Here is a 25,497-nt window from a genome sequence, read left to right as displayed (position 1 = left end):
TGAGAAGCACGGCAGGACAAGCCCGCGCGGCTAGACCAGAATATGTTAACCCCGTTCGCATGATAGGGGCAACACGCCGAAAGCGCCAAATGAGGCTCCGAATCGGAGGCTGTGGTCCTCGGCGAGACACCGCTGAACACCTCGTTCCCAACGCGCGTTGCCCGTCAGGTATTCCCCCCGGTCCCCGGAACGAAACGCTTCGGCGTGTGACGAGCGCTGCGACCTCAGCCCGCGCTGATGTCCACGCCGCCGGCGATGGCCACCGAGTGGGTGGTGAAGCCGAGTCCCTGGGCGAGTACCCGGATGTCGGCCGGGATCGGCGCGGTACCCAGCACCAGGACCGTGGGACCGGCGCCGGAGACCGTCGCGGCGTGGCCGCGTGCACGCAGTTCGGCGACGAGGTCGCTGGTCGGGACCATCGCCGACGCACGATAGGGCTGGTGCAACCGGTCCGCGGAGGCGGCCATGAGATTGCGCGGGTCCGAGGCCAGGGCCACGACGGCGAGCGCGGCGCGGCTCAGGTTGAAGACCGCGTCGGCGCGCGGCACCGCGTCCGGCAGAAGTCCACGGGTGAATGACGTCGACGACTCGGTGTCGGGGACGAAGACGGTCGCGCACACATCGGGATGCACCGACAGCCGGTGGGCGTGATACGAGTTCACCTCGTCGGCGGTGTCCGTCCAGGTGACGACGGCCGAACCGAGGACGCTCGCGGCGGCGTTGTCGGGGTGTCCCTCGAACTCACTGGACAACTGAACCAGTTCGTCGGTGGACAGGCCCACGCCGAATCCTGCGGCAGAGATCAGGCCGGACGCGGCGGCGAGGCCGGAGACCGCGGCCGCGGCCGAGGAACCGAGGCCCCGCGAATGCGGGATCTGGTTGATGCAGCGCAACTTCAGGCCCGGGGCGGACACTCCGGCGTGCGCGAGACCGTGATTGAGGGCACGCACCACGAGATGGGACTCGTCGCGGGGAACGTCGGCGGAGCCCTCCCCCTCGACGTCGAGAACGACCCCGGCCTCGACGGTTTCCACGATCACTTCGTCGTAGATGCCCAAAGCGATGCCCAGACAGTCGAATCCCGGTCCGAGGTTGGCACTCGACGCCGGCACCCGGACGCGCGTCGAGAGACCCACGGGTAGCTGTCGCGTCGCCACCCCGGGATCGGTCATCTCGCCGTTCTGCGTCATCTCCTCGACTCCGGCGGTCTCAGCCGACACCGAGGGCATTCGCCACTGCCACCGGATCGACCGGGATCGCCTCGACCTCGGGGATACCGGCCAGAGCCGTGTCCGGGTCCTTGAGACCGTTGCCGGTCACGGTGCACACCACGGTCGAGCCGGCCTCGATCCAGCCGTCGGCGCTTGCTGCGAGAAGCCCGGCCACGCTCGCTGCGGACGCCGGCTCCACGAAGACGCCTTCCTTGCCCGCGATCAGGCGGTAGGCCTCGAGCAGCTTCTCGTCGGTGGCCGCGCGGAACTGCCCGTTCGACTCCTCCTTGGCCGCGACGGCCTGGTTCCAGCTCGCGGGCGACCCGATGCGGATCGCGGTCGCGATGGTCTCCGGCTCCTTGACGGGAGCGCCGTTCACCAGCGGAGCCGCCCCGGCGGCCTGCACACCGAGCATGCGGGGCAGCGAGGACGACACGCCGTCGGCGTGGTACTCGGTGTAGCCCTTCCAGTAGGCCGTGATGTTGCCGGCGTTGCCGACCGGCAACGCGTGTACGTCGGGTGCGCGACCGAGGACGTCGACGATCTCGAAGGCGGCCGTCTTCTGCCCCTCGATGCGGGCCGGGTTGACCGAGTTCACGAGCTCGATCTCGTCGAACTCCGCGGTGGCCTTGCGCGCGAGCTCGAGGCAGTCGTCGAAGTTGCCCTGCACCTGGATGATCTTGGCGCCGTGCATGACCGCCTGCGCGAGCTTGCCCATCGCGATCTTGCCCTGCGGGATCAGGACGGCGCAGGTGATCCCGGCGCGGGTCGCATAGGCTGCCGCCGAGGCGGAGGTGTTGCCCGTCGAGGCGCACAGCACCGCGGTCTTGCCGTTGTTGACCGCGTTGCTCACGGCCATCGTCATGCCGCGGTCCTTGAACGAACCGGTCGGGTTGAGACCCTCGACCTTGAGGTAGACCTCACAACCGGTCAGCGACGACAGGTGCGGGGCGCTGATCAGCGGGGTGCCACCCTCGAGCAGGGTGACGACCTTCCAGTCGTCGGCGACGGGCAGCCGCGAACGGTATGCCTCGATCAGGCCGGGCCACGCGCGGTGCACGGGCGCAGAAGTCGCTTCAGTCATCGGTACCTTCCAATCGCAACACACTCGACACCTTGATGACGGCGTCCATGTCTTTTAGCGCCGCAACGCAATCCGACTGCGCGCGGTCGGGGGCCCGATGGGTCACCACGATCAGGCGGGCGTCGTCGCCTGCGCCTTCCTGGCGCACGGCGGCAATGCTGACCGACCGCTTCGTGAACTCACCGGCGACCTGGGCGAGCACGCCCGGACGGTCGGACACGCGCATCGAGATGTAGTAGCGGGTGAACACGTCGTCGATCGGTGCGATCGGCAACGAAGCGTAGGTCGATTCGAGTGGGCCACGACCGCCGTGGACGCGGTTGCGCGCCGCCATCACCATGTCACCGAGCACGGCCGACGCGGTGGGCGAACCACCGGCGCCCTGCCCGTAGAACATCAGCCGGCCGGCGTTCTCCGCCTCGACCACGACCGCGTTGAAGGCCCCGTTGACGGTGGCCAGCGGGTGGGTCAGCGGGATCAGCGCCGGGTACACACGCGCCGAGATCCGCTGCGAGCCATCGACGTCGCGTACGCGCTCGCAGATCGAGAGCAGCTTGATCGTGCAGTCGAACTTCTTGGCGGCGAGCAGGTCGGCCGCGGTGACCGAGGAGATGCCCTGACGGTGCACGTCGGCAGCGGTGACCCGGGTGTGGAAGGCGATCGACGCGAGGATCGCGGCCTTGGCCGCCGCGTCGTAACCCTCGACGTCGGCCGTCGGATCGGCCTCGGCGTATCCGAGACGACCCGCCTCGGCGAGCGCATCGGCGTAGTCGGCGCCGGTCTCGTCCATCGCCGAGAGGATGAAGTTGGTGGTGCCGTTGACGATCCCGGCGACGCGCTCCACCGTGTCGCCGGCCAGCGACTGCATGAGCGGGCGGACGACCGGGATGGCACCGGCGACCGCTGCCTCGAAGTACAGGTCGACCTTCGCCTCGGCGGCCGCGGTCGCGAGCTCGCCGGTGTACTCGGCGAGCAACGCCTTGTTGGCGGTCACGACCGACTTGCCGCTCTCGAGCGCGGAACGGATCAGCTCGCGGGCCGGGTCGATGCCACCCATGAGTTCGACGACGATGTCGACGTCGTCGCGCGCGACGAGCGCCGCGGGATCGTCGGTCAGCAACTCCTGCCCGATCTTGCGCGGCCGGTTGAGATCTCGCACCGCGACGCCGCGGATCTCCACGGGCGCGCCCACGCGCGATCGCAGGTCGTCGGCGTTCTCGGTGATGATCCGCACCACCTCTGCACCGACGTTGCCCATTCCGAGTACCGCCACCCCGATGGGTCGCACGGCATTCACCTCGCTTGTGTCGCTTGCGTTCTGGACGGATCCGGTCACGAGCCCACCTCCAGGCTGAGGAAGTCTTCGATGGTCTCGCGCCGCAGCATCAGGCGGGCCTTCCCATCGGACACGGCCACGACCGGCGGCCGCATGGTCATGTTGTAGCGGCTCGACATCGAGTAACAGTAGGCACCGGTGGCGGCGACCGCGATGAGGTCACCGGGGCCCAGGTCCTCCGGCAGCCAGCAATCCTTGATCACGATATCGCCACTCTCACAGTGCTTTCCGACGACGCGACAGACCACCGCGCGTGCGTCGGAGACCCGCGAGACCAGGCGGACGTCGTATTCGGCGTCGTAGAGCACCGTACGGATGTTGTCGCTCATGCCGCCGTCGACGGAGATGTAGCGGCGCACCGCGCCGCCGCCGATCTCCACATCCTTGACCGTGCCCACCCGATACAGCGTGATGGTGCCCGGCCCGGCGATCGCCCGGCCGGGTTCGACGGCGATGACCGGCATCGGCAGGCCCACGGCGGCGGACTCGCGGCGGACGATGTCGGCAAGGGTCTCCGCAACCTTCTGCACCGGCAGCGGACGCTCTTCCTCGAGGTACGAGATACCTAATCCCCCACCGAGATCCACGATCGAGATCTGCGAGGTCTTCTCGACGCCGAACTCGTCGACGACATCGTGCAGCAGCCCGAGGACGCGATGGGCGGCCAGCTCGAAGCCGTCCATGTCGAAGATCTGCGAGCCGATGTGGCTGTGCAGACCGACGAGGCGCAGGTTGTCGGCGGTGAAGACCCGTCGGATCGCCTCCATGGCGACGCCGCCGGCGAGGGAGAAGCCGAACTTCTGGTCCTCGTGGGCGGTCGAGATGAACTCGTGGGTGTGCGCCTCGACACCGACGGTGACGCGGACGAGCACGTCGGTGACGGCGCCCCGCTCACCGGAGATGGCGTCGAGCCGGTCGATCTCGATCATCGAGTCGAGCACCACGTGGCCGACACCGGCGTCGACCGCAGCGGCCAGCTCCTCAGGGCTCTTGTTGTTGCCGTGCAACGCGATTCGTTCGGCCGGGAAACCAGCGCGCAGGGCGATGGCGAGCTCGCCGCCGGTGCACACGTCCAGCGACAGTCCCTCGTCGGCGACCCAGCGGGCCACCTCGCTGCTCAGGAAGGCCTTCGACGCGTAGTGCACCCGGCCGTAGGGGCCGAACGCCGCCATCATGTCGCGGCACCGGGACCGGAAGTCCGCCTCGTCGACGATGAACGCCGGCGTCCCGAACTCGGCGGCCAGCTCGCTCACCGGCACGCCGGCGATGCGCAGCTCACCCGAGTCGTCGCGGGCGGCGTTGCGAGGCCACACCTGGGGCGGGATGGCGGCGAGGACGGCCGGATCGTTCGGCCGCTGCGCGAGATGCGGCGCGGCCAGCAGTTCGGCGTGCCGGGGTCCGGCCGGGTGCGCGCTCACATCTGCTCCGGAGCGCTGACGCCGACGAGCCCGAGACCGTTGGCCAGGACCTGACGGGTGGCCTCACACAGGGCGAGCCGGGCGCGGTGGATGTCGGCCACCTTTTCGTCGCCCTGGGGCAGGACGCGACACTTGGCGTAGAAGCGGTGGTAGGTGCCGGCGAGGACCTCGAGGTAGCGGCACACGCGGTGCGGTTCGCGCAGGGAGGCCGCGGTGGCGACCACTTCGTCGAAATCGCCGATGGTGCGGATCAATTCACCCTCGGCCGGGTCGTCGAGCAGGTCGAGGTGATCGAGCGCGGACACCACGCCGAGGTCGGCGGCGTTGCGCGCCAGCGCCGACATCCGGGCGTGCGCGTACTGCACGTAGTACACCGGGTTGTCGTTGGACTGCTTGGTCAGCAGGTCGAGGTCGATGTCGATGTTGACGTCGACCGACGAGCGGATCAGCGAATACCGCGCACCGTCGACCCCGACGGCGTCGACGAGGTCGTCGAGCGTGATGACCGTGCCCGCGCGCTTGGACATGCGCACCGGCTTGCCGTCCTTGACGAGATTGACCATCTGGCCGATGAGCACCTCGACGGTGGCCGGGTCGTCGCCGAGCGCGGCCGCAGCTGCTTTGAGGCGGCTGATGTAGCCGTGGTGGTCGGCGCCGAGCATGTAGATGCACAGGTTGAAGCCGCGATTGCGCTTGTCGCGGTAGTAGGCGATGTCGCCGGCGATGTAGGCGGCGTTGCCGTCGCTCTTGATGACGACACGGTCCTTGTCGTCACCGAAGTCGGTGGACTTCAGCCACCAGGCGCCGTCGCTCTCGTACAGGTTGCCGTTGCCCTTGAGCTCCTCGATGCACTCGTCGACGAGGCCCGTTGCGAACATCTTGTCCTCGTGCGTGTAGACGTCGAAGTCCGTGCCGAAGTCGTGCAGGCTCTGCTTGATGTGGTCGAACATCAGGTCCACGCCGACGGCGCGGAAGGTCTCGACCCGGTCGGCCTCGGGCTTGGACAGCACGTCGGGCACCTTCTCGGTGACCTTGGCCGCGATGTCGGCGATGTAGTCGCCGGCGTAGCCGTCCTCCGGGGTCGGTTCGCCCAGCGCCGCGGCCTCGAGCGAACGCGCGAAGCGATCGATCTGGGCGCCGTGGTCGTTGAAGTAGTACTCGCGCGTCACGTCGGCGCCCCGAGCCGCCAGGACACGACCGAGTGCGTCACCGACGGCGGCCCAGCGGGTGCCGCCCAGGTGGATCGGTCCGGTCGGGTTCGCCGAGACGAACTCCAGGTTGATGATCGAGCCGGCCAGCTCCTTGCCGCGGCCGTAGCTCTCGCCCCGCTCCATCACGGTCGCGACGACGGTGTTCTGGGCGGCTGCACCGAGCCAGATGTTGACGAAGCCGGGACCCGCGACGTCGGTCTTGGCGATGCCCTCGGCGTCGGCGAAGGCGTCGGCGAGCCATCCGGCCAGCTCACGGGGCGCCACACCGAGTCGCTTCCCGAGCTGCAGGGCGACGTTGGTGGAGTAATCGCCGTGGTCAGCGTGACGGGGGCGCTCGACGACGATCAAGTCGGGCACCAGGTTCTCGTCCAGTCCGCGGTCACGGACCACGGTCAGGGTCACGGCGCGCAGCAGCGCGGCCAGGTCGGCGGGAGTCACGGGACACCATCCTATTGGCCGAGGGCCGCTCATCGATAATCGCACCCTCCCGGGGCCGGTGCCATCCATCAGTAGACTCGTGTGCGCCGAGCGCGCGCCGGGGGGTACGACCGCCCGCGCGCATGGCGACCCCCGTCGTACGAGGAAAGAAGTCAATGGCGCGCAAACCAGGGGCGAACGTCCCCAAGGCTCGTAAGAAGTCCGGGTCCGTACCCACGGCGACCGGCCGGCAGGTCGACTGGATGCTGATCGGCGCGGTCGTCGTGGTCATCGGTCTCCTCGCGGGGCTCGCGATCTACCTCGTGCCGAAGTTCAACGAGAAGCGCGCCAACGAGAAGGACGACGTCGCGGTCGAGTCGGTCTCCGAGTTCGTCCCCTCGCCGCAGACTCCGGATCCATCGGACGGCATCCAAGGTGTGACGAAGATCTACTACGAGGCCGGCAAGCACGTGAACGCGTCCCAGCGCGTCGCCTACGACCAGTCGCCGCCCTTCGGCGGGCCGCATGACGAGATCTGGGCGACCTGTACCGGCGTCGTCTACCCGAACCCGCTGCGCTCGGAGAACGCCGTCCACGCGCTCGAGCACGGCGCCGTCTGGATCACCTACAACCCCGACACGGCCTCGCCGGAGGACGTCGACTACCTCAAGCGGCTCGTGCGCGGTGAGCAGTACCTGTTCCTGTCGCCCTTCCCCGGGCAGGACAAGCCGGTCTCGGTACAGAGCTGGGGGCATCAGCTGAAGCTGGACTCGGCGAGCGACCCGCGGCTCGATCAGTTCATCACCGCCCTGCGCCGCAACATGATGCCCGGCGTCTACCAGGAGAACCCGCAGACCGCGGCGTACCCGGAGACGCAAGCCACCTGCACCGCCATCCCGGGCTTCGATCCGTCGAATCCCCCGCCGGCCGACGAGGGCGCACCCGGCGCCGGCGCCGTGCCCATGGACGGCGGCGGCACCAACCCGACGCCCGCAGGCTGATCGGACGGGGAACGAACATGAACGAGACACCTGAGGGCACCGAGCCGACCACCGGCAGCACCCCGTCACGTCGACGTCCGGCCATCCTCGCGCTCGCCGCGGTCGCGGTGCTGCTCGTGGGCGTCGGCCTCGGGCTGCTGATCCAGGCGAGCCTGGCCGACGACTCCTCCGGCGAGGACTCCCCCGCGGCGAACTCGGCCGCGGTCGGATTCGCCCAGGACATGACGCGTCACCACGAGCAGGGCGTCGAGATGGCCGCGATCGAACTCGAGCACGGCACCGATCCCCAGGTGCGGAGCATGGCCTTCGACATCCTCACCGCCCAGAGCAACGAGATCGGGCAGATGCAGTCCTGGCTGACCCGCTGGGGACAACCCGTCACCAACCCCGGCGAGGCGATGGGCTGGATGGGCCACGGATCGTCGACGGAGACGTCCGGTGACGATCACGGCGACATGGACCATGGCGACATGGATCAAGGCGGTCACGGGTCCACCCCGGCCGCCGGTGCCGAGCTACCGGCGATGCCGGGCATGGCGACGTCGGCGGAGATGGAGCGGTTCCGCGCGATGCGCGGTCCGGAGGTCGACACGACCTTCCTGCAGCTGATGCTCCGCCACCACGAGGGCGGGCTCCACATGATGGAGTACGCCGCGAACCCGGCCAACGTCTCACAGCCCTACGTCCGCGACCTCGCGTCGGCGATGGAACGCACCCAGGACAAGGAGATCGGGATCATCGAGGCCATGCTGGCCGAGCGCAACGCGCAGCCGCTGCCGATGAACTGAGCCGCACCTCCCGCACACCCGCAGGATCGCCACTTCCGCCCGGGATCGCCGGTCGCAGTCGGCGATTCGGTGTCGGAGGTGGCGATTCTGGTTCGACGGAATACCTCGACAGGGCAAGATCGGTAGGGCACCGACCACGGCCGGGCGTGAATACTCGGGTCCATGATGTCCGCGCGACTGTCCGACGCCGTCGATGCGCTGCCGCTACGGCCCGGTCTGCACGTCCTGGAAATCGGTTGCGGCCCCGGCGCGGCGAGTCGTGAGGTGGCGCGACGTGTCGGCCCGAGCGGTGTCGTGCTCGGCATCGATCGCTCTCCCCGCGCCATCGCCGCTGCCCGACGGGCGGCGGTCGGGTTCGATCCCGATCGACTGGATTTCGAGTGCACGTCCATCGAGGACTTCGTGCTCGGCGGACGGCCGCTCTTCCACATGGCGTTCGCACTCCGCGTCGGAGCTCTGGACGGTCGTCATCCGGAGGTGTACGACGCGGCCATCGCGGCCGTGACCGCCGCGTTGCACCCCGGCGGAACCCTGTACGTCGACGGCGGTGATCCGCTGCGTCGAATCGTGTGGTGAAAGTGAACTGTGCCCCCGGCAGGATTCGAACCTGCGGCCTTCTGCTCCGGAGGCAGACGCTCTATCCCCTGAGCTACGGGGGCTCAACGGGCGGAACCCAGACTAGCGCACTGTCACCGGCACATCACAATCGGGCTGCTCACGACACGCCGAGTGGACTCTGCACCCGTAGCGTCGAGCCGTGTTCGCCCCGCAGGACGTGCAGCTGGGCCGGGATTCGGGCTCGCAACTCGTCGACGTGGCTGACGACGCCGACGACGCGGCCGCCGGAGCGGAGGTCGTCGAGGACGCCCATGACGAGGTCGAGGGCCTCCGGGTCGAGGGTGCCGAAACCCTCGTCGATGAAGATCGTGTCGAGGACCCGGCCCCCGGATTCGGCGGACACGACGTCGGCGAGGCCCAGCGCGAGGGCCAGCGACGCGAAGAAGGTCTCCCCACCCGACAGCGTGGTGGTGGCGCGCAGCACGCCGGTGTACTCGTCGCGTACCTCGATCCCCAGACCGCCGCGCCGGCCACGTACGCCGGCGGCGTCGGAGTGGACGAATTCGTATCGCCCTGAGGACATCTCGCGCAGGCGGCCCGATGCCGCGACCAGCACCTCGTCGAGCCGCGCGGCCAGCACATAGGACCGCAGCGACATACGACGAGAGTTCTGTCCGCGTCCGCTCACGAGCTCGGCGAGACCCTGCAACTCGTCATGCCGCGCCTTCAGCGGCGCCAGCGCATCGAGAGCCGCCCAGAATCCCGCCACGTACTCTTCGAGGTCGGTACGGCGTTGTGCCGCCACCGCATTCACGCGGGCGGCATCGTCACGACGGGCCCGTGCGGTCACCAGATCCGCGGTGAGACGGGCGACGTCGACCTCCGGTGCCTCCAGCGCTGCGCATACGTCGGGATCGGCGAGGGTCTCCTCGGTGCCGGCGCGTATCGCCGCCGCCTCTTCGAGCAGCTTCTCCCAGTGACGGATCTGCGTGTGCGACGCGGCGGCAGCCCGCACCTCGTCCGCGCCGACGAATCCGGCGTCCGCACAGGCGACGGCGAGCCGCTCGGCGATCTCGGTGCGACGGCCACGGGCCCGGTCGAGTTCGCGTCGGGCCTCCCGCAGAGTCCTTGTGCGGCGACAGAGTTCGGCGAGCTCGCGACGGCGCTGGGCGATCCCCATCCGCCCGCCGGTCGCCTCCTGGACCTCGGCGTCGAGGGCCTTCAGGTTCTCGTGCAGAGCCGTCAGGCGTTCACGACGCCCCGCTTGAGCGGTCTCGTGGTCGGCCAGAGTCCGGCGCCGGTCGGCGATCTCGGCGTCGATCCGTTCGACGGCGTCCTGCAGAGCGGGCGTGCGCGCGGCCGCTCGCTCTGCGGACGCGAGGTCGGCGACCAGTCGGGCATGACCGGCCTCGGTCGCGGCGCGATCGGCGCCGGCGATGACGGCGTCGAGATTGGCCTGCCGTTCCCGCAGCGCGGCGACGGCGGACTGCGCGATGGCCTTGATCGCACTCGCACGTTCCTCGGCGGCCGCAGCCTCCTTCTCCTCGGCCTCACCCACGGAGGCGTCGGCGTCGCCGGCAGCCGGCGCGGGATGTCCCACCGAGCCGCAGACGACACACGGCTCCCCGTCCACGAGGGCGCCGGCCAGTTCGACGGCCATCCCGGTGAGGCGTCGCTCGCGGATGTCGAGCTGGTGTTCTCTTGCGGCAGAATGCTTCTCCCGCGCGTCGAGGAGGTCCTGCTCGGCGTCGGCCAGCTGCGCGAGCACCTCGTCGCGATCGGTGAAGGCCTGGAGGACCCGGCGGGCGTGGTCGCGTTCGGCACGCAGCTTCGGCGCCTGGACACGCAACTCGTCGGCGGCCCGAAGCGCGGCGACCGCCTCGTCGCGGCGTGCCGGCGCGGACTCGAATCGTGTACGTGTCTCCGCGGCCTGCTGTTCCGCGGCCGCGATCGTCTTCTCGAGTCCGTCGAGGTCGGCGACGAGCCGGGGACGCTCCGCGACGCGCTTCGCGAGTGGTTCCCAGCGGCCCGATTCCTCGGTCCAGCGGTCCACGGCCGCGACGAGCGCCGAATCGTCACAGTCGGTTTCGCACAGGCCCCGGCCCTCGGCGAGTTCGGCGAGGGCGGCGCGTGCGCCATCGGCCGCGGCGGACGCGTCGGCGACCTCGGTGTCGGAGCGCTCGTGGTCGTCGGCGAGCGGCGCGATGGGTGCGGCGCGCAGGGCGAGCCGACGCGACTGCTCGGCGGTCGCCAGCGTCGTCTCTCCGTCGGCGAGCCGGGCGAGTCGTTCACGCGCCTGCAGCCCACGACGACGCAACTCGTCGACGCGCCGGCCGTGCTCGTGGGCGGCTTCCGCCTGCTCGACCGCCGCCTGTGCGGCGGTCGATTCCGCCAGTGCCTGTTCCGCGGCCTGCCGGGCCGAGTCGAGACACCCCTGGGCCCAGTCGAAGTCGGGTTCCGCGGGCGCCTGGGTGCCGCTGATCGCGACGATCTGCCCGGCGATGCGGTCGAGGGTGCCGGCGTGCTCGGCCAGTGTGGCCGCGCTCTCACGGGCCCGATCGCGGAGCCACTCCTCGAGGTCGCCGAAGCGCTCGGTGTCGAAGAGCCGCTCCAGCAATTCTTCTCGTTCGTCGGAGTGTGCCCGCAGGAATCGCGCGAAGTCGCCCTGGGGCAGCAGGACCACCTGGAAGAACTGCTCGGCGCTCATGCCGAGCAGCCGGACGACCGCTTCCCCGATCTCGGGGATGCGCGTCAGGTCCGGACCCGAACCGTCGACCCAGACCAGCGATGCGCAGGCATTGATCTTCCGCATTCCGTCGCCGCGCTTCTTGGGGCGTTCGTGTTCGGGCGACCTCGTGATACGCAACCGGCGCGATCCGATGGTGGCCTCGAGTTCGACCTCCGGAACCGTCTCGGGCGCAGCATGATCCGAGTGCAGGCGACGATTGGTGTCGCGTGCGCCGGGGACCCGGCCGAACAACGCGAACGCCACCGCGTCGAGGACGGTGGTCTTGCCCGCGCCCGTCTGTCCGTGCAGGAGGAACAGGCCGTCGGCACCGAGCTCGTCGAAGTCGACGGTGACCTCATCCGCGAACGGGCCGAAGGCGCGAATCCGAATCCGGTGCAGTCTCATGCGGTTTCCGTGCTCATGCGGTCTCGGCGACGAATGCGTCGAGGGCGAACAGCGCCAACTCGCCGTCGGCGCCGGCGTCCGCCTCGGGTTCGCCGACGACAGCGCGCAGCGCGCGTTCGATGAGTACCCGCTCCCCCTTGGTCGGGCTGTCGCGGACGTCCTCCACGAAGGAGTTGATGATCTCGGCATCGCTCCGGCCGCGGACCCGCGAGCGATAGTCGACCCCGGAGCCGGTGTGCGGACGATCCCACTGCACGTGCACCGCGAACGGGAATCGCTCCCGCAGGCGGCGCATCGCGTCGAGCGGACGCACCGTATCGGTCAGCGTCGCCTCGACGTAGTGGCCCTCGGCCGTGGCGTACTCCTCGGCGGCCAGCAACTCGTCGAGAGTTCCACGCAGTGAACTCAATTCGCGCACGACGGGTAGTTCGTTACGGCGGATCTCGGTGACGCCGTCGGCGTCGAGGTCGATGACCCACACGGCTTTCCGGTGCGTGCGCTCCCCGAACGAGTACGGCAGCAGCGAGCCGCTGTAGCGCACCGTGTCGGTGACGCGCTGCGGAGAGTGCAGGTGACCGAGGGCGACATAGTCGACACCGGAGAAGGTCTCGGCGGGAACGGTTTCCACTCCGCCGACACTGATCGAACGCTCCGATCCGGAGGCCGCCGCACCGCTGACGAAGGCATGGGCGACGACGACCGATCGCGACTGTCGGGTAGCCAGGTCGGCCCGGATACGGCTCATTGCGGCGTCGAGGACCGCGGTGTGGCCGCACACCTCCTCGACGCCGAGGTGGCGTCGGGCGGTGTCGGGTTCGAGGTATGGGATGCCGTACACCGCGACCTCGCCGTACTCGTCGGACAGCACGATCGGGCAGGCGATCGCGTCGATGGAGGTCCGCAGGTGCAGACCACCGGCGGCGGCGAACGACGATCCCGCCCCGAGGCGTGTGGCCGAGTCGTGGTTACCCGGCGTCACGACGATCTGGGCACCGGCGGCGGCGATCTCGGCCAGTCCGTCGTCGTAGATCCGCACCGCGTCGGCCGAAGGCACCGAGCGGTCGTACACGTCACCGGCGACGATGACGACGTCGGCCGATTCGGCGGCCACCAGCGCGGCAAGGTGGCTCAGCGCGCGACGCTGGTCCGCCAGCAGGTCGACACCGTGGAACGTCCGGCCCAGGTGCCAGTCGGAGGTGTGCACGATCCGCATGATGACAAACCATACGGTCGGGCCCCGACAGATCGTGGGACGCGCGCTCAGGCCCCGGTCACGGGGACGGTGTGAGTCGCACTACCCGTCGCGGCATCCGCCGGGACGGCGGGCGCGCGCGAGGGCATCTGATGCGCCGGCCGTACGAAGAAGAAGGTCGCCACGACACCGACCAGCAACGCGGCGGCCGGCAGGTAGAGCGACTGTCCCATCGCGGTGGCGAAGCCCTCACGGAGGAACTCCGGCAGCTGGTTCGCGCCGGTGCTGTCCTGCGCCGCAGCGGCGTCGATCCCGGGCAACTCGGCCGCGAGGCGGGACTGCAGAAGAGCCCCGATCATCGCCGAACCCAGCACCGAGCCGATCACGCGCAGAGTGTTGTAGACACCCGCACCCGCACCCGCCTGATGCCACGGCAGATTGCGCGTGGCGGTGGCCGCCAGCGGTGCCCAGATCCCGGCGGACGCGATACCCATCAGACACAGCGGCAGGATGATCATCCAGACCGGCGTCTCCGGGCGCACGACCACGCCCAGCCAGCCGATCGCGATCGCGTTGAGCAGCAACGCGATGGAGACGATGGCGCGTGGGTGCACACGGTCGACGATGCGCCCGACGATCGGCGCGAGGACACCGGTCAGGATCGCCATCGGGACCAGCACGACCGCCGATCGGGTGGGTGTCATACCGCCCACGAGCTGCAGGAAGAAGGTCAGCGGGATCATCATGGCCGACACCGCGAAACCCATCGAGGAGATACCGACGGTGGCCAGCGAGAAATTGCGGTCGCGGAACAGCGAGAGCGGGACCAGCGGCTCGGTGCGGATGCGCGACTGCCACCAGACGAAGACCGCCAGGAACACCAGACCGCCGACGATCAGCGCCCAGATCCACGCCGCCCAGTCGAAGCTCTCGCCCTCCTGGATGCCGAACACGAGCGCGGACAGACCGATCGCCGACAGGACCACGCCGACCCAGTCGAACTGGTGGTCCTTTGTCTCGACCTTCGGAACGAGGGTCGCGGCGAGCACAAGACCTGCGATGCCGACCGGCAGGTTGATGAAGAAGATCCATTCCCAGCCGAGAGCGTCGGTGAGAATGCCGCCGAGCAGCGGGCCCACCAGAGTGGCCACACCGGCGACCGTGCCCCAGATGCCCATGGCCGCACCGCGTTTCTCCGGCGGGAAGATACGCGTGATCAGCGACATCGTCTGCGGGGTGATGAGCGCGGCGCCGATGCCCTGCAGGCCGCGTGCGGCGATGAGCTCTTCGATCGACGACGACAGGCCGCACCACACGCTCGCGAGGGTGAAGACGATCAGGCCGAGCTGATACATCGTCTTCGGGCCGTACTTGTCCCCGAGACGGCCGGTGATGAGCAGCGGCACCGCATACGTCAGGAGATAGGCACTGGTGACCCAGACGACGCCGTTGACGTCGGTGTCGAGATCGGCCTGGATACGCGGCTGGGCGACCGCCACGATCGTCATGTCGACGAGGATCATGAAGAAGCCCACGCATAGTGCCATCAGCGCAGCCCAGGGCCTCGTCGTCACCTCGGAGCCGGTGGCCCCGGTGGCGGGGGTGGAACGGGTCATCTCTACTCGACCTTCTGTGTCAGGCGTTCGGTGTCGGGGGAGGAATCCGGCACTGTGCAGGGATTCGGAGCCGGGGAGGAATTCGGCCCGGTGGGAACCCGATACGGCGAATCCGGGTCGTCGAGCCATGCGATGCGGTGCGTCCGGAGCCGGTCGACGAGGTCGTCGAGCCATGCGATCTGGGCGGTGAGTGTCGCGATCCGGCAACCCTCGTCCAGGAAGAACATCTCCGGTTTGCCGCGGGACCGGATCTCCGCAACGGCGACCTCGACGTCGGCGAGGTCGGCCCGCATCGTCGCGACCCTCCGTTCCAGGAGTTCGACGACCCGGTTCCGGGGTAGACCGTGTGCCTCGGACAGCGCGAGGTACAGCTCGGGGTACTCCTCGGGTCTCGTCTCGAGGATGCGTTCGAGGTTCTCGGTGAGTGCTCTCCGGCCCTGTTCGGTGATCGCGTACACGGTTCGCTCGGGACGGTTGCCCTCGCGGCGGATCTCGTGGACCTCGATCAGTTCGTTCGTCGCGAGCCGGTCCACCGCGTGGTACAGCGTGCCGGCCCGGAACTTCGCCAGCCGGTCCTCGCGGCGCGCGACAGTCGTCTGCACCATCTCGTAGGGGTGCATCGGACGTTCGAGGAGCAGCCCGAGCACCAGGATCGCCACCGGTCCGAGCGGGGTGGAACACGCCATGCGCGACCTCCTGGTCGACGACCCGAGGTCGTGTGATCGGCGTCGAATATTCCAGTCGGAATATACGCACATGTCCGGACCCTGCCAACTGTCACCGGCCATCACTACTGTGGTGAGCATGACTCGTGCGCCCGAGGATTCCACCGCCAGCGACCACACCGGGACAAGCGATTCCGGCGAACAGGGCAGTTATGTGATGTCCGGCCAGGAATTCGTGCGGGACACCGAATACATCGAAACCCGCATCACCGCCGACGGTCGCGACGGCTACCCCGTCGAGGCAGGTCGCTATCGTCTCGTCGCCGCGCGTGCCTGCCCGTGGGCCAACCGGACGCTGATCGTCCGCCGGCTCCTCGGGCTCGAAGACGCCATCTCTCTCGGACTCTGCGGGCCCACCCACGACAAGAACTCGTGGACCTTCGATCTCGATCCGGGCGGCCTCGACCCCGTCCTGCAGATCCCGCGACTCAAGGACGCCTACGAGAAACGGTTCCCCGGCTATCCCAAAGGGATCACCGTGCCCGCGATCGTCGACGTCCCCACCGGCGAGGTCGTGACCAACGATTTCCCCCAGATCACCATCGACTTCTCGCTGGAGTGGACGGCGTTCCACCGCGACGGCGCACCCGAGCTCTACCCCGAGCACCTGCGCGACGAGATCGACGAGGTGAGTCGAGGCGTCTACACCGAGGTCAACAACGGCGTCTACCGATGCGGGTTCGCCGGCAGTCAGGAGTCCTACGACGCCGCCTACGATCGCCTGTTCACCAAGCTCGACGAGCTCTCCGAGCGGCTGTCGACGCAGCGATACCTGGTCGGCGACACCATCACCGAGGCCGACGTCCGCCTGTTCACCACCCTGGCCCGCTTCGACCCCGTCTACCACGGCCACTTCAAGTGCAATCGCAGCAAGCTCAGCGAGATGCCGGTGCTGTGGGCGTACGCGCGTGACCTGTTCCAGACCCCGGGCTTCGGCGACACCACCGATTTCACCCAGATCAAGCAGCACTACTACGTCGTGCACACCGACGTGAACCCCACCCAGATCGTGCCGAAGGGCCCCGACCTGCGGGGATGGCTCACCCCACACCATCGTGAGGAACTCGGCGGACGCCCCTTCGGCGACGGCACACCACCTGGCCCCCCACGACCCGCCGAGGTCGTCCCCGAAGAGAATTGGGTACCGAAGTCATGACCGACACCACTCGCAAGCAGTCCGGCAAAGCCGTCGAGGTCACCGGCGGAATCCTCGACCGCGCGCAGCGGCTCCAAGGCCCCGCGGTGAAGAAGTACGTCGCCTCATTGCGCCGCAAGTACCCCGACGACTCCCCCGCGCAGATCATCGAGCGGCTCGAGAAGCGCTACCTGAACGCCGTCACCGGCTCGGGTGGGGCCGTCGGCGCGGCCGCGGCCGTGCCCGGTGTCGGAACCATGACAGCCTTCGGCGCGATGACCGGCGACACCGCCTTCTTCCTCGAGGCCTCGGCGTTGCTCGCCCTGTCCGTCGCCGAGGTTCACGGCATCGGCGTCCACGAGACCGAACGACGCAAGGCACTGGTCCTGGCGGTCGCACTCGGCGAGGAGGGCGTGCTCGCGCTCGGCCGGGTCGTCGGTACGCGCGGCGGCCCCCTTCGCCGACTCGGCGGTGCGGCCCTACCGTCGGGCGCCATCACCAGATTGAACAAGACCCTCGTCAACAAACTCGTGCGCAAGTACGCGATCCGGCGCGCACCGTTGATCTTCGGCAAGCTGATGCCGGCCGGCATCGGTGCGGTGATCGGTGGTGCGGGAAGCCGCGCACTCGGTCGCAAGATCGTGCACAACGCGCGTGAGGCGTTCGGTCCCGCGCCTGTCTTCTGGGTACTCGACGCCGAGGTGGTGGGCGAGACGAGCCCGTTGCCGCCCGGCTCGCGGTGATCCCGGGACCCTTCGCGCCTCCCGCCACCGGGAGCACCCCGACCACCTCACCGGGCTGGATCCGGAAGCTGGTCGGAGAGACGTGGCGTTACCGTCGCATCGTCGTCGTGACACTGACCGTCACGATGATCGCGGTGGCCGTCGACGTCGTGATGCCCCTGCTGGCCAAAGGGGCGGTCGACCGGGCCACCGGCGTGATCGACGACGATCTCGCCCTGTCCACCATCATCACCGGGCTGGTCGTCCTGGCTCTCGTGCGCTACGTCTGCCATTTCGGGCGGCGCGTGTTCGCGGGCAGACTCGCGATCAACGTGCAGAACAACCTGCGCCGACGCCTGCTCGACACCCTGCTCCATCTCGACGGCCGCAGTCAGCACCAGATCCGGACGGGGCAGATCGTCTCCCGTTCCATCTCCGACATCCAGGTGGTCCAGGGACTGCTCGCGATGGCTCCGCTGTCGATGGGCGCCGCGGTCCAGATGGTCGTGGCCCTCGGGATCATGGCCTATCTATCGCCGATGCTCACCGCCGTCGCGCTGGTGATCGCGCCACTCATCGCCCTCGAGGTCTTCCGTACCCGCCGAAAGCTGTTCGCCGCGACGTGGTCCGCCCAGCAATCCGCGGCCGACGTCGCCCAGCACGTGGAAGAGACGGTCACCGGCGTACGCGTCGTCAAGGGCTTCGGCCAGGAGGACCGCGCCGTCGACGGACTGGTGACGCGCTGCCGCACGCTGTTCGCCCGGCGTCTGCGCGCGGCGCGGATCAACGCCCGGTTCGGCCCGACCCTGGGCGCCATCCCGCAGCTGGGAATGGTCGGGGTGATCGTCGTCGGCGGCTACCTGACGATGACGGACGCGATCACCGCCGGCACCTTCCTCGCCTTCACCACCTACGTCACCGCGATGACGGGCATCGCCCGCCTCCTCACCAACCTCATCGTCAACGCCCAGCTGGCCCGCGCCGCGGTCGAACGCGTCTACGACGTCATCGATCACCCGCGCGACCCCGGCGAAACCGCCACCGGCACGCTGCCCGACGGGCCGCTGGGTGTCGAACTGGACGATGTCTCCTTCGCCCATCACACCCATGAGGCGGATGACCCGCCCGCCGTGCTCACCGGCATCGACCTGCGGATCGAACCGGGTGAATGCGTGGCGATCGTAGGCCCGCCCGGCTCCGGGAAGTCCACCATCGCCGATCTGGTCAGCCGCTTCGAGCGGCCCGATGCGGGCACCATCTCCCTCATCGGCTCCGACGGGCCGCACCCGGTGGACTCGCTGGCGCCCGGCGCGCTGCACGGCGCCGTGGCCGTCGTCTTCGACGAGCCCTTCCTGTTCTCCGACACGATCACCGCGAACATCGCGATGGGTCCCGCCGCCACCGTCGATCCCGACACTCTCGCCGACCGGGTCGCGGCAGCCGCCGCGGCGGCCGATGCGGCGGAGTTCATCGAGGCACTGCCCGACGGCTATGAGACCGTCGTCGGCGAGCGCGGCCTGACCCTCTCGGGCGGTCAGCGCCAGCGGGTCGCACTGGCGCGCGCCCTCTTCGCCGATCCGCGCGTCCTGGTGCTCGACGACGCGACGTCGGCGGTCGACGCGACCACCGAGGCCCGGATCCTCGGCCGCCTACGCGATGAGAACCGCACCATGCTGGTCCTGGCCCATCGGCGGTCGACGCTCGTGCTCGCCGATCGGGTGGCCGTGCTCGACGACGGCCGGATCACCGCGATCGGCACACTGGCCGAACTCGAGGCCGGGTCGGCGAGGTTCCGTGAGCTGATGACCGACGCCGTGGGCGACCTCGATGGCGCATCGGCACCCACCCCGCCCCACGTCCCTGACGACAATATCGAGAACCTTTGGCCCACAACTGATCTCCCGGACGGACAGCCACCTGCCCGGCCCGGCACAGCGGTCGGCGCCGGACCACGGGCCGGGCGTCGCGGCGGGGGTGTCGCCGGCGCCCTGGGTTCGATGCCCGCGACGCCCGAGCTCCAGGCGAGGGTCGACGCACTGCCGCCGGCCCTCGAGGACCCCGAGGTGGACGTCGCCGACGTCCGGCGCGAAAACCCGCACTTCACGCTCCGCGGACTGCTGAGACCGGTCCGATGGCTACTCGCCTTCGCGTTGGCGGCCATCGCCGTCGACACCCTCGTCGGCCTGGCGTTCCCCAGCATCGCCCGCGCCGTCATCGACGCGGCCGGAGACCACGACCAGCGCACTCTGTGGTGGGCGGCGATCGGCGGTGTGGTGCTCGTCGGCGTCGGGTGGGTCGCCGCGTCGTTGTTGACGCTGACCTCCACACGCGCAGGCGAACGTGTGCTGTTCGGGCTGCGCATCCGCAGCTACGCCCACATCCAGCGGCTCGGGCTGGACTATTACGAACGCGAACTGTCGGGTCGCATCATGACGCGGATGACGACCGACATCGACGCGTTGTCGACTTTCCTGCAGACCGGGCTCACCTCGGCGATCGTCGCACTCCTGACCCTGGTCGGGGTCACGATCGCGTTGCTGGTCACCGGCCCGTCGCTCGCACTGCTGGTCCTTCCGGTCTTCCCGCTCCTCGTCGCCGCCACGATCGTCTTCCGCCGGGTCGCGAGCGCCGCCTACACGCGGTCCCGCGAACTGATCAGCACCGTGAACGCCGACTTCCAGGAGAACATCGCCGGGATCAAGACCACTCAGAGCTACCTCCGCACCGCGGGTGCACAGGAACGATTCGCGCAGCGGTCGGCGGCGTGGGTCGAGGCGCGGATGGTGTCGCAGCGAGCGATCGCGTCGTACTTCCCGCTCATCATGCTGATGTCGGACATCGCCACCGCGATCGCGCTCGGCGTCGGCGCCGGCCAGGTGGCGGGCGGGTCGCTGTCCGCGGGCACCCTGGTCGCCTTCGTCCTCTATCTCACGATGCTGTTCGGTCCCGTCCAGCAGCTCTCGCAGGTCTTCGACGGTTACCAGCAGGCGGCGGTCGGCCTGCGCCGGATCGGCGACCTGCTGCGGACCCCGAGTTCGCTGCGGGTCAACCCGGACGCCGCGGCACCGCCGGCGACCGGCTTCGACGGCGAGGTCGAGTTCGACCGGGTCGGCTTCCGCTATCAGGGTGCGGAGTCCGACGCGCTGCACGACGTCGACCTGCACATCCCGGCCGGAACCTCGCTCGCACTCGTCGGCCGGACCGGCGCGGGCAAGTCGACGATCGTCAAACTGCTCGCCCGCTTCTACGACCCGACGACCGGACGCGTCCTCGTGGACGGCACCGACATCGGCGACCTCGTCCTCTCCGGATATCGTCGCCGCCTGGGTCTGGTCCCGCAGGAACCTCACCTGTTCACCGGGACCGTCGCGGACAACATCGCCTACGGGCGGCCGGACGCCGACCGGGCGACGATCGTCGAGGCCGCTGCCGCGGTGGGTGCTCTTCCGATGATCGCGGCTCTGCCCGGGCGCATGAATCACCCCATCGGCGAACGCGGTCAGGGTCTCAGCTCCGGCCAGCGTCAGCTGATCGCGCTGGCCCGGGCCGAACTCGTCGACCCCGATCTGCTCCTGCTCGACGAGGCCACCGCCACGCTCGACCAGGCGACCGAGGCGCAGGTCCTGAGGGCCGGCCGCGAGATGACGCGGCGCCGGACCTCGGTGATCGTCGCCCACCGCCTGGCCACCGCTGCCCGTGCCGACCTCATCGCGGTGGTCGACGGCGGCCGGATCGTCGAACTCGGAACACATGACGAACTACTGGCGTTGGACACTCTGTATCGCGGCTTCTGGGAAGCCGGTGCCGACCCCGACGAGGCCGCGGTGACGAAGCCTGACGTGACGGTGCACGCCGTGAGGACGAATGCGGTGGGCGCCGACCTCACGGGCTCGGGACAGGACGCGCAACGAGGCGCATCGCACACCGACAACCGAACCATCCGCGCCGGATCACCCGAGATGACGATCTGACTCTGTAGTAGCAGGTCGGTGGGTGTGACGCAGTCGACGACGCGTAGCATCGGCACTTGGTTCACCGATAGTCTCCACAAGGGACGACAGCGTGGCAGAGAACCCGGCACCTTAAGGGAATTGAGGCGAGATACCGCTGTGAGCAGCAGTTCGATTTCTGACTTCGGACAGAACACCTGGCTGGTCGAGGAAATGTACCAGCAGTTCAAAGAGGACCCGAGCTCGGTGGACCCGAGTTGGCACGAGCTCTTGAAGAGTTACAAGCCCGGAGACAACGGTGGCCCCGTGTCCACCGAACCGGCCTCCACCCCGTCCGCCAACGGCAGCGCCTCCGGCTCCGGCCGTGGCAGCGCCCCGGCGACACCCGCCGGCGAGACCGCACCGCGTAAGCAGGTCACCCTCGACCAGACACCGACGCGGACCGCCGCAGCTCGCAAGCCCTCCCCTGCCAAGGAGTCGACCGCGACGAAGGCCGCATCCGGCCACAGCCTCGCGAGCCGCGACGGCTCCGCCCGTTCCCAGCCGAAGTCTGCTGCCAAGGCCGGCGCCGCCAAGTCCGCCCCGTCGGACGCCAAGGACAACGCGGACGCCAACAAGGTCCTGCGCGGTCCCGCCGCCGCCATCGCGAAGAACATGGCCCTGTCGTTGGAGATCCCGACGGCCACCAGTGTTCGCGCAGTTCCCGCCAAGGCGATGATCGACAACCGCATCGTCGTCAACAACCACCTCGCCCGTACCCGCGGCGGCAAGATCAGCTTCACCCACATCTTGGGTTACGCGATCGTCCAGGCCATCAAGGCCTTCCCGAACATGAACCGGCACTACGCGGAGATCGACGGCAAACCCAACGTCGTCACCCCCGCGCACACCAACCTCGGTCTGGCCATCGATCTGGTCGGCAAGGATGGCAACCGCACACTCGTCGTCGCCGCGATCAAAGAGTGCGAGACGATGGGTTTCGCCGAGTTCTACACCGCATACCAGGACATCGTCCGACGCGCGCGTGACGGCAAGCTCGGCGCCGACGACTTCTCCGGCGTCACCATCTCGCTGACCAACCCCGGCACCATCGGCACCGTGCACTCCGTGCCCCGCCTGATGAAGGGGCAGGGCGCGATCATCGGCGCCGGTGCGATGGAGTACCCGGCCGAGTTCCAGGGTGCCAGCGACGAGCAGATCGCCGAACTCGGCGTCGGCAAGTTGATGACGCTGACCTCGACCTACGATCACCGCATCATCCAGGGCGCGGAGTCGGGCGACTTCCTGCGCACCATCCACCAGCTGCTGATCGACGACGCGTTCTACGACGAGATCTTCACCGCGTTCCATGTGCCCTACGAGCCGGTCCGCTGGCGTCGGGACATCCCGGCCGGTCTGGTCGACAAGAGCACCCGCGTGCTCGAACTCATCGCGGCCTATCGCAGCCGCGGTCACCTGATGGCCGACATCGATCCGCTGATGATGGACAGTGATGCGCGCAGCAGCCATCCGGATCTGGACATCGCGACCTACGGCCTGACCCTCTGGGATCTCGACCGCTCCTTCAAGGTCGGCGGTTTCCACGGCCAGGAGAAGATGAAGCTGCGCGATGTGCTGTCCATCCTGCGCGACGCGTATTGCCGGCACGTCGGTGTGGAGTACACCCACATCCTGGAACCGGAACAGCAGAAGTGGCTGCAGGAACGTGTGGAGGTCAAGCACGTCAAGCCCCCGGTCGGCGAGCAGAAGTACATCCTGAGCAAGCTGAACGCGGCGGAGGCCTTCGAGACCTTCCTGCAGACCAAGTACGTCGGTCAGAAGCGCTTCTCGCTCGAGGGTGCCGAGTCGGTCATCCCGATGATGGACGCGGTCATCGACCAGAGCGCCGAGCACAGCCTCACCGAGGTCGTCATCGGCATGCCGCACCGCGGCCGCCTGAACGTGCTCGCCAACATCGTCGGCAAGCCGTACTCGAAGATCTTCAGCGAGTTCGAGGGCAACCTGAACCCGTCGCAGGCCCACGGTTCGGGTGACGTGAAGTACCACCTCGGAGCCGAGGGCAAGTACTACCAGATGTTCGGCGACAACGAGATCAACGTGTCGCTGACCGCCAACCCCAGCCATCTCGAGGCCGTCGACCCGGTCCTCGAAGGTCTGGTGCGCGCCAAGCAGGATCTCCTCGACGAGGACGACCGCTTCCCGATCCTGCCGCTCATGCTGCACGGTGACGCGGCGTTCGCCGGACAGGGTGTGGTCGCCGAGACGCTGAACATGGCGATGCTGCCCGGTTACCGGACCGGCGGCACCGTACACATCGTGGTCAACAACCAGGTCGGTTTCACCACCGCACCGGAGCACTCGCGTTCCACCGAGTACTGCACCGACGTCGCGAAGATGATCGGTGCGCCGATCTTCCACGTGAACGGCGACGACCCCGAGGCATCCGTGTGGGTCGCCAAGCTCGCCGTCGACTACCGCCAGGCGTTCAACAAGGACGTCGTCATCGACCTGGTGTGCTTCCGCCGCCGCGGCCACAACGAGGGCGACGACCCCTCGATGACGCAGCCGGCGATGTACGAGGTCATCGACACCAAGCGCGGCGTCCGCAAGAGCTACACCGAGGCCCTGATCGGTCGTGGTGACATCTCGACCAAGGAGGCCGAGGACGCTCTGCGCGACTACCAGGGACAGCTCGAGAGAGTCTTCAACGAGGTCAAGGAGCTCGAGAAGTACCACGCCGAGCCCTCGCCGTCGATCCAGTCCGACCAGACCCTGCCGACCAAGCTGGTGACCGCGGTCGACAAGGAGGTCCTGCAGACGATCGGCGACGCCTTCGTCAACGTCCCGGAGGGATTCAATCCGCATCCGCGCGTCAAGCCGGTTCTGGAGCGTCGCGCCGAGGCCGCCCGTAACGGCAACATCGACTGGGCGTTCGCCGAACTCCTCGCCTTCGGTTCGCTGGTGATGGAGGGTCGCACCGTCCGTCTGTCCGGTCAGGATTCGCGCCGCGGCACGTTCACCCAGCGTCACTCGGTGCTCATCGACCGTCAGAACGGTTCGGAGTACACCCCGCTGAACCACCTGCAGCCCGCCGACGAAGAGAACAACGGCGGCCGGTTCATGGTCTACGACTCGCCGCTGTCGGAGTTCGGGGTCGTCGGCTTCGAGTACGGCTACTCCGTGGGCAACCCGGACGCACTCGTGCTGTGGGAGGCGCAGTTCGGCGACTTCGTCAACGGCGCCCAGTCGATCATCGACGAGTTCATCTCCTCCGGTGAGGCCAAGTGGGGTCAGCTCTCCGATGTCGTGCTGCTCCTGCCGCACGGTCACGAGGGTCAGGGTCCCGACCACACCTCCGGCCGCATCGAGCGTTTCCTGCAGCTGTGCGCCGAGGGCTCGATGACGGTGGCACTGCCGTCGACCCCGGCGAGTTACTTCCATCTGCTGCGCCGTCACGTGCTCGACGGCATCAGCCGTCCGCTCATCGTCTTCACCCCGAAGTCGATGCTGCGCAACAAGGCCGCCGTCAGCCCGGTGTCGGACTTCACCGACGACAAGTTCCGGTCGGTCATCGACGATCCGAAGTTCGCCAAGGGCGACGCCGACCGCAACAAGGTCAAGCGCGTCCTGCTGGTGAGCGGCAAGCTCTACTACGAGCTCGCCGCCCGCCGCGACAAGGAGGATCGCGACGACATCGCGATCGTGCGTATCGAGCAGCTCTACCCGGTGCCGCACCGGCGCCTGCGCAACACACTGGAGCAGTACGGCAACGCCAGCGAGTTCCGCTGGGTCCAGGAGGAGCCGGCCAACCAGGGTCCGTGGCCGTTCCTCGGCCTGTGGCTGCCCGAGGTCCTCCCGGACGTCCTCGGTGGCCTGCGCCGCGTGTCGCGTCGCCCGATGTCGGCCCCGTCCTCGGGTTCGAGCAAGGTGCACGCGGTCGAGCAGCAGGAGATCCTCGACGAGGCGTTCGGCGAGTAGGTCCACGACCGACGAGATCCTC

At 68.7% G+C, this 25,497-nt stretch carries 16 protein-coding genes and 1 tRNA gene; 7 read left to right on the top strand and 10 right to left on the bottom strand.

Annotated features, from left to right (window positions below; genetic code table 11):
* Nucleotides 1–224: 224 nt before the first annotated feature.
* The 5 genes from thrB to argS are packed head-to-tail and all read right to left on the bottom strand — an operon-like array spanning nt 225 to nt 6,698.
* The gene (thrB, locus tag GOAMI_RS14450) at nt 225–1,229 is read right to left on the bottom strand and encodes a homoserine kinase (protein WP_006437282.1); all 1,005 of its coding nucleotides are present in this window, start codon (nt 1,227–1,229) and stop codon (nt 225–227) included.
* On the bottom strand, nt 1,210–2,295 hold the full coding sequence (thrC, locus tag GOAMI_RS14445; protein WP_006437281.1) for a threonine synthase: 1,086 nt from the start codon (nt 2,293–2,295) through the stop codon (nt 1,210–1,212). Before thrC ends, thrB begins: the two co-directional genes overlap by 20 nt.
* Nucleotides 2,288–3,631: a homoserine dehydrogenase gene (locus GOAMI_RS14440; RefSeq protein WP_006437280.1), complete on the bottom strand. Its 1,344-nt coding sequence runs from the start codon at nt 3,629–3,631 to the stop codon at nt 2,288–2,290. The genes thrC and GOAMI_RS14440 overlap by 8 nt, the downstream gene beginning before the upstream one ends.
* Nucleotides 3,628–5,049 carry a diaminopimelate decarboxylase gene (gene lysA, locus GOAMI_RS14435; RefSeq protein WP_006437279.1) on the bottom strand — a complete coding sequence of 474 codons (1,422 nt, stop codon included), beginning with the start codon at nt 5,047–5,049 and terminating at the stop codon, nt 3,628–3,630. Before lysA ends, GOAMI_RS14440 begins: the two co-directional genes overlap by 4 nt.
* Nucleotides 5,046–6,698 (bottom strand): arginine--tRNA ligase, encoded by a 1,653-nt coding sequence (gene argS / locus GOAMI_RS14430; protein ID WP_006437278.1) that lies wholly within the window; start codon nt 6,696–6,698, stop codon nt 5,046–5,048. The genes lysA and argS overlap by 4 nt, the downstream gene beginning before the upstream one ends.
* A gap of 155 nt (nt 6,699–6,853) precedes the next feature.
* Between argS and GOAMI_RS14425 the strand changes: the two genes are divergently transcribed.
* The 3 genes from GOAMI_RS14425 to GOAMI_RS14415 all read left to right on the top strand — a co-directional run bounded on the left by GOAMI_RS14425 (nt 6,854) and on the right by GOAMI_RS14415 (nt 9,042).
* On the top strand, nt 6,854–7,678 hold the full coding sequence (locus GOAMI_RS14425; RefSeq protein ID WP_006437277.1) for a thioredoxin-like domain-containing protein: 825 nt from the start codon (nt 6,854–6,856) through the stop codon (nt 7,676–7,678).
* Nucleotides 7,679–7,695: 17 nt separating this feature from the next.
* Complete coding sequence (locus GOAMI_RS14420) at nt 7,696–8,466, top strand: DUF305 domain-containing protein (RefSeq protein WP_006437276.1); 771 nt, start codon at nt 7,696–7,698, stop codon at nt 8,464–8,466.
* Between the two features lie 162 nt (nt 8,467–8,628).
* Complete coding sequence (locus GOAMI_RS14415; RefSeq protein WP_006437275.1) at nt 8,629–9,042, top strand: methyltransferase domain-containing protein; 414 nt, start codon at nt 8,629–8,631, stop codon at nt 9,040–9,042.
* 10 nt (nt 9,043–9,052) lie between these two features.
* On the opposite strand, the gene GOAMI_RS14410 is transcribed toward GOAMI_RS14415, so the two are convergent.
* The 5 genes from GOAMI_RS14410 to GOAMI_RS14390 form a co-directional block, all read right to left on the bottom strand.
* A tRNA-Arg gene (locus GOAMI_RS14410) sits at nt 9,053–9,125 on the bottom strand.
* A 56-nt stretch (nt 9,126–9,181) separates the two neighbouring features.
* The gene (locus tag GOAMI_RS14405; protein WP_006437274.1) at nt 9,182–12,157 is read right to left on the bottom strand and encodes an AAA family ATPase; all 2,976 of its coding nucleotides are present in this window, start codon (nt 12,155–12,157) and stop codon (nt 9,182–9,184) included.
* A 13-nt stretch (nt 12,158–12,170) separates the two neighbouring features.
* On the bottom strand, nt 12,171–13,370 hold the full coding sequence (locus tag GOAMI_RS14400; RefSeq protein ID WP_006437273.1) for an exonuclease SbcCD subunit D: 1,200 nt from the start codon (nt 13,368–13,370) through the stop codon (nt 12,171–12,173).
* Between the two features lie 47 nt (nt 13,371–13,417).
* Nucleotides 13,418–14,965 (bottom strand): DHA2 family efflux MFS transporter permease subunit, encoded by a 1,548-nt coding sequence (locus GOAMI_RS14395; RefSeq protein WP_006437272.1) that lies wholly within the window; start codon nt 14,963–14,965, stop codon nt 13,418–13,420.
* 2 nt (nt 14,966–14,967) lie between these two features.
* On the bottom strand, nt 14,968–15,651 hold the full coding sequence (locus tag GOAMI_RS14390) for a PadR family transcriptional regulator (protein ID WP_006437271.1): 684 nt from the start codon (nt 15,649–15,651) through the stop codon (nt 14,968–14,970).
* Nucleotides 15,652–15,769: 118 nt separating this feature from the next.
* On the opposite strand from GOAMI_RS14390, the gene GOAMI_RS14385 reads away from it, so the two are divergent.
* The 4 genes from GOAMI_RS14385 (at nt 15,770) to GOAMI_RS14370 (ending at nt 25,475) form a co-directional block, all read left to right on the top strand.
* Nucleotides 15,770–16,846: a glutathione S-transferase family protein gene (locus tag GOAMI_RS14385; RefSeq protein WP_006437270.1), complete on the top strand. Its 1,077-nt coding sequence runs from the start codon at nt 15,770–15,772 to the stop codon at nt 16,844–16,846.
* Complete coding sequence (locus GOAMI_RS14380; protein WP_006437269.1) at nt 16,843–17,568, top strand: hypothetical protein; 726 nt, start codon at nt 16,843–16,845, stop codon at nt 17,566–17,568. Before GOAMI_RS14385 ends, GOAMI_RS14380 begins: the two co-directional genes overlap by 4 nt.
* A complete protein-coding gene (locus tag GOAMI_RS14375) occupies nt 17,565–21,518 on the top strand; it encodes an ABC transporter ATP-binding protein (protein WP_006437268.1) in 3,954 nt (1,317 codons plus the stop codon). Before GOAMI_RS14380 ends, GOAMI_RS14375 begins: the two co-directional genes overlap by 4 nt.
* 138 nt (nt 21,519–21,656) lie before the next feature.
* A complete protein-coding gene (locus GOAMI_RS14370) occupies nt 21,657–25,475 on the top strand; it encodes a multifunctional oxoglutarate decarboxylase/oxoglutarate dehydrogenase thiamine pyrophosphate-binding subunit/dihydrolipoyllysine-residue succinyltransferase subunit (protein ID WP_006437267.1) in 3,819 nt (1,272 codons plus the stop codon).
* The last annotated feature ends 22 nt before the right edge of the window (nt 25,476–25,497 follow it).

The sequence above is a fragment of the Gordonia amicalis NBRC 100051 = JCM 11271 genome (assembly GCF_000332995.1).
Lineage (GTDB): Bacteria > Actinomycetota > Actinomycetes > Mycobacteriales > Mycobacteriaceae > Gordonia > Gordonia amicalis.
The sequence above is the reverse complement of the archived record's forward strand: the minus strand, read 5'-3'. Positions and strand labels throughout refer to the sequence as shown.